The sequence below is a fragment of the Bradyrhizobium sp. genome (assembly GCF_004799445.1).
In the GTDB taxonomy this organism is placed as follows: Bacteria; Pseudomonadota; Alphaproteobacteria; order Rhizobiales; family Xanthobacteraceae; genus Bradyrhizobium.
In genome coordinates, this window is record NZ_SSNA01000105.1 from 35,767 (window position 1) to 46,769 (window position 11,003).

The following is an 11,003-nucleotide window of genomic DNA, read 5'->3' on the forward strand; positions in this document are numbered from 1 at the left end:
ATGATGAATCGTTTGATGATCACTGCGGCCACGGCGGCATTGATCGCGGGAACCGGGTTCGCCAACGCACAGGGAACCGGAATGGGCCGCGAAGGGCCGTCCGCCGGTTCCGCCGCCCAGCAGAGCCAGGGCGCGGCGCCGTCAACCGAGCGCGGAAGCTCGGCTGCGCCGGCAAATCGAGACGCGACGGAATCGACCGGGCCTTCGGGCATGAAGAAGTCGACCCAGTCCGAGGAAAAGATGCAGCCCCAGGGCGGCAAGAACCAGCGCGCTCAGCAGGACATGAAGTCCGGTCCCAGGGACGAGAAATCGGCCCAGGACAACAATATGAAGGAAAACAACACCACGGGCGACAAGTCCAAGAGCATGAGCTCGCAGAATGACAAGGGCGCAGCGGGCAAGGACATGAAGGCCGAGGGCCGCGAGGGCCAGAACGGCGACGTGAAAGCCGAAGGCCGCAACGGCAACATGAACGCGCAGACCAAGGGTACTGCGGACAGCAAGGCCACCACCACCACCACCGGACAGGCCGGCGCCGGCGCCAAGCTCTCGAGCGAGCAACGCACCAAGATCACCTCGGTGATCCGCAACCAGCGCGTCGAATCGCTCAACAACGTCGACTTCAACATCTCGATCGGTACCCGCGTTCCGCGCGAACGCGTACACCTGTACCCGCTTCCCGAGGAAGTCGTCGTCATCTATCCGGAGTGGCGCGGCTATGAGTTCATCCGCGTCCGCGACCAGATCCTGGTGGTGGACCCGCGGACGCTCGAGATCGTGGACGTGATTCAGGCCTGACCAATTTCGCTGGATCCGGGGCGGGCCTTCGGCCCGCCCTTTTCTTGTCGCGGCCCGCGTTCGGCCCGCTCAGGTCGGAGCGGCGCGCGCCATCCTCCAACATTGGTTAACTTGTGGTTTCCGTAGGTTCCGCACAGGTTTTTATCAAGTGGATGAGGGATTTGGGGGCGATCCCGCGCGGCCTAAAGGCTTCCCCTCTGCCCCCAAGTTACCTATAACCCCGGCCACCTACCGCCACATTGCCGGGATCTGGATGGCCAAGACCACTGCCGAGACAATTTACGTGCTCAACGGCCCCAACCTCAATTTATTGGGGATTCGCGAGCCCGAGACTTACGGCCATGCCAAACTCGCCGACGTCGAGAAACTATGCGCGGAGACGTCGGCGCAATTCGGCCTGAAGGCCGACTGCAGGCAATCGAACCGCGAGGGTGAACTGATCGATTTCATCCACGAGGCCCATGCCAGGAAGGCGGCCGGGATTATCATCAATGCCGGCGGCTATTCGCACACCTCGATCGCCCTGCATGATGCGCTGGTGGCGGTGAAAATTCCCACCGTCGAAGTCCATATCAGCAATATTCACGCCCGCGAGAGTTTCCGTCATCATTCCTTCACCGCCAAGGCTGCTTTCGCAACGCTATGCGGCTTCGGCATCGACGGTTACCGGCTTGCGATCAACGGCCTTGCCGCCAGGATTGGCGCCAAGGCAAAAGCCTGACATATCCGCCCGTCACCACCAAAGAAAGCTCCGGATCAAGATCATGGCGCGCCAGCCTGACGACAAGACAGCCGCACAATCCAAGAGCGACGACAGCGCGCTGATCCGCGAACTCGCCTTGCTGCTTGACGAGACCTATCTCACCGAGATCGAGATCGAGCGCGCCGGCTTGCGGGTACGGGTCGCGCGCAACGTCTCGATCGCGGCATCGCTGCCGCCGAGCTATCAACCCGCCGCTGCCGCGCCGGCGGCTGCGGCGGTGACGCCTGCCGCTGTCGCCGATTTCGCCAAGCACCCTGGCGTGGTGCCCTCGCCGATGGTGGGCACGGCCTATTGGGCTTCCGAGCCCGGCGCCAAGCCCTTCATCGAAGTCGGCACCAAGGTCACGATCGGACAAACGCTGCTGATCATCGAAGCCATGAAAACGATGAACCAGATTCCGTCGACGCGCGCGGGCACCGTGACGCAGATTCTCGTCGAGGACGGCCAGCCGGTCGAATTCGGCGAACCGCTGGTCATTATTGAATAGAACTCGTCAACGTCAGGCGCCGCGATGTTCGACAAGATCCTGATAGCCAATCGCGGCGAAATCGCACTGCGTATCCTGCGCGCGTGCAAGGAACTCGGCATCGCCACGGTTGCGGTGCATTCCACCGCCGACGCCGACGCCATGCATGTGCGGCTTGCCGACGAGAGCGTCTGCATCGGCCCGCCGCCGTCGAAGGACAGCTACCTCAACGTGCCGGCGCTGCTTGCGGCTTGCGAGATCACCGGCGCCGACGCGGTGCATCCCGGCTACGGCTTTCTGTCGGAAAACGCCCGTTTCGCCGAAATCCTCGCCGATCACAATCTGCATTTCATCGGGCCCAAGGCCGAACACATCCGTCTGATGGGCGACAAGATCGAGGCCAAGAAGACCGCGAAGAAGCTCGGCATTCCCGTGGTGCCCGGTTCCGAGGGCGCCGTCGGTCCCAACGACGACGCGATGGCGATTGCCAAAGCGATCGGCTTCCCGGTTCTGGTGAAGGCGGCCTCTGGCGGCGGCGGGCGCGGCATGAAAGTCGCGCACACCGCCGACGACCTGATGCTGGCGCTGTCGACCGCGGCCAACGAAGCCAAATCGGCCTTCGGCGACGCCTCGGTCTATCTCGAAAAATACCTGCAGAAGCCGCGCCACATCGAAATCCAGGTCCTCGGCGACGGCCGCGGCGGCGCGATCCATCTCGGCGAACGGGATTGTTCGCTGCAGCGGCGTCATCAAAAGGTCTGGGAGGAAGGCCCCTCGCCTGCGCTCGATGCCACCGCGCGCGCCAGGATTGGCGCGACGGTCGCGAAGGCGATGCAGCAGATGAAATATCTCGGCGTCGGCACGGTGGAATTCCTCTATGAAGAAGGCGAATTCTATTTCATCGAGATGAATACCCGCATCCAGGTTGAACATCCCGTCACCGAGATGATCACCGGCATCGACCTCGTGCTGGAGCAGATCCGCATCGCCGCCGGCGGCGATCTGCCGGTGACGCAGGATGAAGTCATCATCAACGGCCACGCCATCGAGTGCCGGGTCAATGCCGAGAACCCCGTGACCTTCCGGCCCTCGCCGGGCAAGATCCTGCAATATCACCCGCCGGGCGGCCTCGGCGTTCGGATCGATTCCGCCGTCTATCAGGGCTACGTGATCCCGCCTTATTACGATTCGCTGGTCGGCAAGCTGATCGTCCACGGCAAGACCCGCGGCGAATGCCTGATGCGGCTGCGCCGTGCGCTGGACGAAATGGTGGTGGAAGGCATTGAAACGACCTTGCCGCTGTTTCGGGCCCTGGTGCGGGAGCCCGCCATTATCGACGGCGACTACCACATCCACTGGCTCGAACAATATCTGGCCGGCCAGCCCGCTAATTGAGCGGCCACCTTGTCCCCTAAAATGTCTGGAACCAATTGCCGCGACAGGCGTTTTGGTCGGCTGGGAACTTTTTGCTCCGGGGGGAAAACCTTTGCATCCCGCTGCCACATGACGCGAGATTGTCATGACCTCTGATGCCACGCGCCGTCGCGCGGTTGGGCATATCCTGCTGCTGGTCGCGGGCCTTGTGGTGCTGACCGTGATCAGTGCGGGCTCGGTCATTCTGGTAAACGAGGCGCGGGACGATGCGCGCTGGGTTGTTCATACGCTGGAGGTCGAGAGCCAGATATCGTTGGTTCAATTGCAGCTGCGCCGGGCCGAAAGCGCGCAGCGCGGTTATCTCTCGACATTGCTGCCGGCCTTTCAGGCCGATTTCGAGGAAGCCGCCACTCAACTCACACCGGCCCTCACACGGCTGAACCAGTCTACCATCGACAACTCCGTGCAAAGGAACATTCTCGTTGAGTTGCTTCCGCTCATTAAGCAGCGGATCGAGGAATTCCGCGAGACCATTGCACTGGCCCAGACCGAGCACGTCAACGACGCCGCCCGGATCGTACGCGAGGGCACCGGCCGCGACGCCATGAGCCACATCGACGATCTCGCCGGCCAGATGCGGAGCGAAGAAGATCGCCTTTTTGTCCTTCGCACCCGGAGCGCCGACCGCAGCCAAACCCTGGCTGCTTCGCTGACGGCCACGGGTTCGGGATTGGTTGTCGTGCTGGCCGGCATCTCGATTTTTCTGGTGCGACGCTCGGCACGCGCGCGTGACCACGCCGAAACGCAACTGCGCGACAACAACCTCAATCTTGAGGCCACGGTCGACGAGCGCACCGCCGACCTTCGCGAGGCCAACAGCGAGATCCAGCGCTTTGCCTACATCGTCAGCCACGATCTGCGTTCGCCGCTGGTCAATATCATGGGTTTCACCAGCGAACTCGAGGAGCTGCGCACCGACATCTTCAAACGGATCGGGGCTCTTCGCGCCACCGCCGCCTCGGTGCCGCCGGCGCCGGTCGCTGACGGGACGGCCGAGCCGGTCCTCGAGGGTGAGGACAAGCAGCTGCTGCAGGACTTTTCCGAGGCGCTGGAATTCATCAAATCATCGATCGCCAAGATGGACCGCCTGATAACGGCCATCCTCAACCTCACCCGCGAGGGACGGCGCGAATTCGAACCGGTGCGGATCGACACCCGCGAGCTGATCGAAGCCATCGTCACGACCGTCGCGCACCAGGCGGCCGAGGCCCATGCCGAGATTCGCATCGCGCCGCTGCCGGAAATCACCAGCGATCGCCTCGCTTTGGAGCAGATTTTCTCGAACCTGATCGATAACGCGCTCAAATATCTCAGGCCGGGGGTTCCCGGCGAGGTCTCCGTCCGGGGCCGGACAAAATTGGGCTTTGCGATTTTCGAGATCGCCGACAACGGCCGAGGCATCGATCCAAAGGACCATCAGCGCATTTTTGACCTATTTCGACGTGCTGGTACGCAGGACAAGCCGGGACAGGGAATTGGACTTGCCCATGTGCGCGCCCTCGTGCGGCGGCTCGGAGGAACCATGTCGGTATCTTCGGAACTTGATCATGGCAGCACATTCACCATCACGCTGCCGATCCATTGGACGGCCGCTAATCGGAACAGGGATGCATGAGCAAGCCAGTCACCATCATCATGATCGAAGATGACGAGGGACACGCCCGCCTGATCGAGCGAAACATTCGTCGCTCCGGCGTCAACAACGAGATCATGCCGTTCACCAACGGTACAGAAGCGGTAAACTATCTGTTCGGCAGCGACGGTTCCGGCCTCGATCACAAGGGCAGAGCGCTGCTGATCCTGCTCGATCTGAACCTGCCGGACATGACCGGCATCGAGATCTTGCGGCGGGTCAAGGAAGACAAATATTTGAAATGCGCGCCGGTGGTGGTGCTGACCACCACGGACGACTCCCTCGAAATCAAGCGCTGCTATGAGCTGGGCTGCAATGTCTACATCACCAAGCCGGTGAATTACGAAAGCTTCGCCAACGCCATTCGCCAGCTCGGATTGTTCTTTTCGGTCATTCAGGTCCCGCCCGCCGCCACATGAACCCCGCGACACCCACACTGCTTTATATCGACGACGACGCCGGGCTGGCCCGGCTTGTCGATCGCGGCCTGACGCGGCTCGGCTTCAAGGTCGTTCATGCCGCGAGCGGCACGCAGGGTCTGGATCGCCTCGCGCAGGGCGGTATCGACGTCGTCGCGCTCGACCAGTACATGCCTGGCCTGGACGGGCTGGAAACCCTCGAGCGGATTATGGCAGTCCCGAACGCGCCTCCGGTGGTGTTCGTCACCGCTGCGCAGGATTCGAGTATCGCCGTGACTGCCCTGAAGGCCGGCGCCGCCGATTATCTGATGAAGGATGTGCACGGCGATTTCATTCCCCTGCTTCAGGTCGCGGTCGACGGCGCGCTGCGGCAGGCACGCATTCAAAAGGCCCGTGACGACGCCGAGGCCGAAGTGCACGCCTCGCGCGACCGCTTCGCCGCGCTTGCCGCCGAGCGCGAAATGCTGTTGCGCGAGGTCAATCACCGCGTCGGCAACAGTCTGCAGATCATCGCCTCACTGCTGCACCTGCAAGCCAATTCGAGCACGCAGGACGACGTCAAGGCCGCGCTGACCAATGCGATGGGACGGGTCGCCGCGGTGGCCCAGGTTCACCGCCGGCTTTACACCTCGCACGACCTGAAGAGCGTGCTCTTGAACCAGTATCTCGACGCCTTGCTTGAGGATCTCAGAAGGTCGGCCGAGGGCAACAGGATGTCGCGCCTGACGTTGGCGGCGGAGCCGATCGAGATCGATCCCGATCGCGCGGTGGCGATCGGCATCATCGTCAACGAACTGGTGATGAACGCGGTGAAATACGCCTACCCCGACGGCGCGGGTCCGATTCATGTCGTCCTCAACGCGCAGGACGACAACCTCGTGCTGTCGATTGCCGACGATGGCGTCGGCCTCAACGTCAGGACCGACCCGCGTTCCACCGGCATGGGGCAGCGCATCGTCAGCGCCATGGCGTCAAAGCTCGACGCCAGCGTCGAGCGCGATTCCGCCCATGCCGGCACCCGGATCGTGCTGCGGTTTTGCCGTGTCGACAAGCCCGCGGCGAAGCCCGGCTGCGTGGAGGCGAGCTAGCCGACCACGGTTCGTTTTTAGCCTTCATCCTGCTATCCTCCCGGCCATGACATCGCGCGACTCCGCCTCTTCCGACATCACGCCCGAAGTGCTGCTGCGCGCCTATGCCTGCGGGATCTTCCCGATGGCCGAGAGCGCCGACGATCCGACCCTGTTCTGGGTCGAGCCGGAAATGCGCGGCGTGATTCCGCTTGCCGGCTTTCGCATCGCTTCGCGCCTGGCGCGCACGGTTCGCGCCGATGGCTTCACGGTCACGGTCAATACGGCATTCAAGGCTGTCATCGCCGGCTGCGCTGCGCCGCAGCCGGGCCGCGACGATACCTGGATCAACACGCGCATCCGCGATCTCTACGTCGGACTGCACGACCTCGGACACGCTCACAGCGTCGAGGTCTGGCAGAACGACGACCTCGTCGGCGGGCTCTATGGCGTCAGCCTCGGCAGAGCCTTCTTCGGCGAGAGCATGTTTCACCGCGCCCGCGACGCCTCGAAAGTGGCGCTGGTTCATCTGGTGGCCCGCCTGATCGCCGGTGGATTCGAACTGCTCGACACGCAATATGTGACCGAGCACTTGCGCAGCTTTGGCGCGGTCGAGATCCCGCGGCGGCGCTATACCGCCCTGCTCGACAAGGCGATCAAGGGAGAAGCGGATTTCGCGATGTTACCGATTGATCGGCCGATCTGCGGCGCGCGGGCGTTAGAGATCATCGCGGGCCGAAGCTAGGCGACGCCCCGCTCTACTGCCTGAAAATCCCGAACAGGCCGCCGGGTTGCTGGGGCGGCGGTGGTGGCGGAGGCGGAGGCTGCTGCTGGAATTGCGGCTGTGGCGGCGGCGGCGGACGCTGCTGGGCCTGCTTTGGCGGCGGCGGACGTTTCTGCGCCGGCGGCGGCGCGGGTTTTGGCAGGTCGGGCTGAGCGCTGACGACGGTGGCGTCAGGGCCTTTGCAGTCGGTCAGCCAGATGTCGTAGATCGGGTGCTCGACGCCGTGCAGGCCGGGGCTTGCCGCGAACATCCAGCCCGAAAAAATCCGCTTCACCTCGCCCTGCAACGTGATCTCGTCGACCTCGACGAAGGCGTCGGTGTTAGCGGCTTCGGTGGCCGGGCGCGTATAGCAGGCATCGGTCTTGACGCGCAGCGCGCCGAACTGGACGGTCTCGCCGATATCCTCGTCGAAATTGATGATGCGGCCAGTGATCTTGTCGAGCCCCGAAAAGCTCGCCTTCTTGTTGACGATCTTCTGCGCCGGCGGCTCGGAGACCACCTCGTCGCCGGGCTGCAACGTCGCAGGAGTCTGCGGCACGCCCTTCTGCTGACGCTGTCCCGGCGGTTGCGGATTGGCGCCGGGCGGCGCGACCGCGACGCCCTGATTGGGCTGCGGCGGCGCCACGGCGACGCCCGGCGGCGTATTCTGCGGAATCACGGTGGTGCCCGGCGGCGGGGCGAGCGGTTGCGACTGCACGCTTCCCGGCGGAGGTACGCCCTGCCCGGGCAGCGGACGATTGGGGGTCGGCAGCAAGCGGCCCTGCGGAAGTTCCGGCACTTCCTCTTCGTCCTCAGGCATCTGCTGCTGCTGCTGCTGCTGCTGCTGATTGCCGCGGGGAACGGCGCCGGGTGGCCGCGGCTGATCGGAAAAAATGTTGCCGATCTGCGCGCGCGCCGGCGGCGCAAGCGAGATCGCTGTGGCGGCAACAAGGGCCGCAAAACCGGTCAGGACAATGGTTCGAAACATCTCGCGGCTTTATCGGGCGAATCGGGCTCGCGACATTGTAAAGGCTACCGCCGCTCGCAGGGTCTCCCGTTAACACGCCGAATACGGCAGGGAAAGGGCGGCTTGCCGCCTGTTCCGGCCAGTGATGTCCCGATTCCGAAGACCGCCCGGCAACCTGACGGGAGCTTCCAGTCCACCGCACTAGCCAGCCCGCGCCGCAGATGAAATAGTCGGGCCAACACGGGCTCGCGCGCCACACGCAACACCCCAAAAAAGCCGGGGAATCGCACGAGCCAGGGGAACGCCGCGCATGCCCGATCGCATTCGTCTGGACGGCCGGGTCGCCGTCGTCACCGGCGCCGCCGGGGTCATTGGCACGGCGACCATGCGGCTGTTGGCCGAGCGCGGGGCGCATATTGTCGCAGTCGACCGCAGCCAGCAGCACCTGCAAACGGCGATCGCGGATTTACCGGCTGCCGCGCGGGCGCTTGCGGTCGCCGCCGACGTGACCCGCGAGGATGAGGTCGCCGACTATGTCCGCGTCGCCGTCGACGCCTTCGGCACCATCGACGTGTTCCATAACAATGCCGGCGTCGAGGGCGACATCGCGCCGATCACGCGATGTTCGCTCGAGGCATTTCGAAGGGTGATCGACGTCAACGTGGTCGGCGTATTCCTGGGATTGAAGCACGTGCTGCCGGTGATGCTCAAACAGAACAAGGGCAGCATCATCAACACCGCCTCGATCGCCGGCCTGATCGGCTCCCCCGACATCGCGGCCTACAGCGCCAGCAAGCATGCGGTGATCGGCCTCACCAAAAGCGCCGCGCTGGAATGCACCGCAACCGGCGTGCGCGTGAATTGCGTCTGCCCCGGATTGATCGACAGCCGCATGCTGAGCGCCATCATCGAAGGCCGCAATCCCGGCCAGGCGCCGATTCCCGATGGCAAGATCGTGGAGCGGATTCCGGCGCGCCGGCTTGGACAGGCGTCGGAAGTCGCGTCCGTCGTGGCGTTTCTTGCCTCCGACGAAGCAAGCTATGTCTCGGGCTCGGCCTACACGATCGATGGCGGACGCACCGCCGGTTGAAAACCGTCATTCCGGGGCGACGCGTCGCGTCGAACTACGATGTGCAGTTGCACATCGGAGAATCTCGAGATTCCAGTTCTGCGCTTCGCGTATCCCGGAATGACGTGTTCAGGTATCAGGATCAAGTATCAGGAAGTCCTCTGACCATGCCCGTGACCCTCGATCCCGACGCTGCCTTTGTGTTCAAGGCATTTCAGGAGGCCGGCCGGCCCGCTTACGAAACGCTTTCGCCAGCCGAAGCGCGCGACTATTATTTGCAGGCTCGCCTCGTCACCAATCCCGAACCGCCCGAACTGAAATCGGTCGCGCCGCTTGCGATCCCCTCCCCGCACGGACTGATCCCGGCACGGATCTACACGCCGAAGGCGCTGAACCAGACCAATGGGCTGGCGCCCGGCCTGGTGTTCTTTCATGGCGGCGGATGGGTGATCGGCGATCTCGAAACCCATGACGTCGTGTGCCGAAGATTGGCCGACGAAGGACGGCTCATGGTCATCTCCGTCGATTACCGCCTCGCGCCCGAGCACAAATTCCCCGCCGCCGTCGATGACGCCATTGCCGCGGCAACGTGGATCGCTGCCCATGCCAGGGAGCTCGGCATCGACGCGGCGCGGCTTTTGGTCGGCGGCGACAGCGCCGGCGGCAACCTCGCTGCGGTGGTCGCGATAGCCGCGCGCGACGGCAACGGCCCGGCGATCGCGGGCCAGCTGCTGATCTATCCGGCAACCGATTTTGCGATGACGCATCCCTCGCACAGCGAACCCGAGACCAGCATCCTGCTCACCCATTCCGTCATCCGTTGGTTTCGCGATCACTATCTCAACGATGCCGCCGACGTTCACGACTGGCGCGCATCGCCCGCGCGTGCCGGGACGCTGATCGGCTTGCCGCCGGCCTATGTGCTAACCGCGGGCGCCGATCCCCTGCGCGACGAAGGCGACGAATATGCCAGACGACTGAAGCAAGCCGGCGTCCCCGTGACGCACCGGACCTTTCCCGGACAATTCCACGGCTTCTTCACCATGGGAAAGCTGCTGCAGCAGGCCAATGTCGCGGCGCGCGAAATCGGCGTCTGGCTCAGGGCGCTGCATGAGCCGGGCCGCGCTGATTGAAGCCGTTTCAGGCTGAACGATATTCGAGGTTTGCTACTCTGGATTTCGATCAAAGCGAATGACGAAGCGATCGCCGCACCAAAGTTCGATGTCGCGACCCTCGACAAGACCCTCCATCTTCTCGGCTGCCTCGACGTCGTCGGCACAATCCAGCGCCTTGACGGCGATCAGGTGACCGTCGGGCCCGATGGCATAAGCCATATATTCTGGCATCCCAATCCCCCGCCGGATCCTCTGCCTTGACCGAGGTGGTCCTATTCCAAAGCTTCGGTTGTGAGTCAGAGGCGAATGGACGCGGCTCCGGCTCCGACGCGCACCTGACTGAAATAGCGCGGCACGATCGCAGATTAATAAGCCGGCCCGTGCTTGTCGGTCCGGTGCCCGACAAAACGCCGGGGGCCGCGTTCGCGGTTGCGATGGCCGTGACCGCCGATGTCGGCTTTGGATCGAATGACAGATTCAAGCCGGACATCACGCCAAGTCCGCGAGAC

At 63.7% G+C, this 11,003-nt stretch carries 12 protein-coding genes; 10 read left to right on the forward strand and 2 right to left on the reverse strand.

Going from position 1 to position 11,003, the window contains the following annotated elements; genetic code table 11:
* The 8 genes from E8A46_RS14520 (at nt 1) to aat (ending at nt 7,325) form a co-directional block, all read left to right on the forward strand.
* Nucleotides 1-798, forward strand: a complete 798-nt coding sequence (locus E8A46_RS14520; RefSeq protein ID WP_291561758.1) for a DUF1236 domain-containing protein — start codon at nt 1-3, stop codon at nt 796-798.
* Nucleotides 799-1,051: 253 nt separating this feature from the next.
* On the forward strand, nt 1,052-1,519 hold the full coding sequence (gene aroQ / locus E8A46_RS14525) for a type II 3-dehydroquinate dehydratase (RefSeq protein ID WP_291561760.1): 468 nt from the start codon (nt 1,052-1,054) through the stop codon (nt 1,517-1,519).
* Nucleotides 1,520-1,562: 43 nt separating this feature from the next.
* The gene (accB, locus tag E8A46_RS14530; protein ID WP_291561761.1) at nt 1,563-2,048 is read left to right on the forward strand and encodes an acetyl-CoA carboxylase biotin carboxyl carrier protein; all 486 of its coding nucleotides are present in this window, start codon (nt 1,563-1,565) and stop codon (nt 2,046-2,048) included.
* Between the two features lie 24 nt (nt 2,049-2,072).
* Nucleotides 2,073-3,422 (forward strand): acetyl-CoA carboxylase biotin carboxylase subunit, encoded by a 1,350-nt coding sequence (gene accC / locus E8A46_RS14535; RefSeq protein WP_291561764.1) that lies wholly within the window; start codon nt 2,073-2,075, stop codon nt 3,420-3,422.
* A gap of 124 nt (nt 3,423-3,546) precedes the next feature.
* Nucleotides 3,547-5,076, forward strand: coding sequence for a CHASE3 domain-containing protein (locus E8A46_RS14540; RefSeq protein ID WP_291561765.1), 1,530 nt, complete (start codon nt 3,547-3,549; stop codon nt 5,074-5,076).
* Entirely contained in the window at nt 5,073-5,513 is a 441-nt protein-coding gene (locus E8A46_RS14545; protein WP_291561768.1) for a response regulator, read from the forward strand. The genes E8A46_RS14540 and E8A46_RS14545 overlap by 4 nt, the downstream gene beginning before the upstream one ends.
* Nucleotides 5,510-6,601 (forward strand): response regulator, encoded by a 1,092-nt coding sequence (locus tag E8A46_RS14550; protein WP_291561770.1) that lies wholly within the window; start codon nt 5,510-5,512, stop codon nt 6,599-6,601. The genes E8A46_RS14545 and E8A46_RS14550 overlap by 4 nt, the downstream gene beginning before the upstream one ends.
* A 46-nt stretch (nt 6,602-6,647) precedes the next feature.
* A complete protein-coding gene (gene aat, locus E8A46_RS14555; protein WP_291561771.1) occupies nt 6,648-7,325 on the forward strand; it encodes a leucyl/phenylalanyl-tRNA--protein transferase in 678 nt (225 codons plus the stop codon).
* A gap of 13 nt (nt 7,326-7,338) precedes the next feature.
* On the opposite strand, the gene E8A46_RS14560 is transcribed toward aat, so the two are convergent.
* The gene (locus E8A46_RS14560; protein ID WP_291561772.1) at nt 7,339-8,331 is read right to left on the reverse strand and encodes a DUF2155 domain-containing protein; all 993 of its coding nucleotides are present in this window, start codon (nt 8,329-8,331) and stop codon (nt 7,339-7,341) included.
* A gap of 289 nt (nt 8,332-8,620) precedes the next feature.
* Between E8A46_RS14560 and E8A46_RS14565 the strand changes: the two genes are divergently transcribed.
* A complete protein-coding gene (locus tag E8A46_RS14565; RefSeq protein WP_291561773.1) occupies nt 8,621-9,400 on the forward strand; it encodes an SDR family NAD(P)-dependent oxidoreductase in 780 nt (259 codons plus the stop codon).
* A 146-nt stretch (nt 9,401-9,546) separates the two neighbouring features.
* Nucleotides 9,547-10,512, forward strand: a complete 966-nt coding sequence (locus E8A46_RS14570) for an alpha/beta hydrolase (protein ID WP_291561774.1) — start codon at nt 9,547-9,549, stop codon at nt 10,510-10,512.
* A 33-nt stretch (nt 10,513-10,545) separates the two neighbouring features.
* Here the strand turns inward: E8A46_RS14570 and E8A46_RS14575 are convergent, their stop codons facing one another.
* Entirely contained in the window at nt 10,546-10,725 is a 180-nt protein-coding gene (locus tag E8A46_RS14575) for a hypothetical protein (protein ID WP_291561776.1), read from the reverse strand.
* Nucleotides 10,726-11,003: the final 278 nt, after the last annotated feature.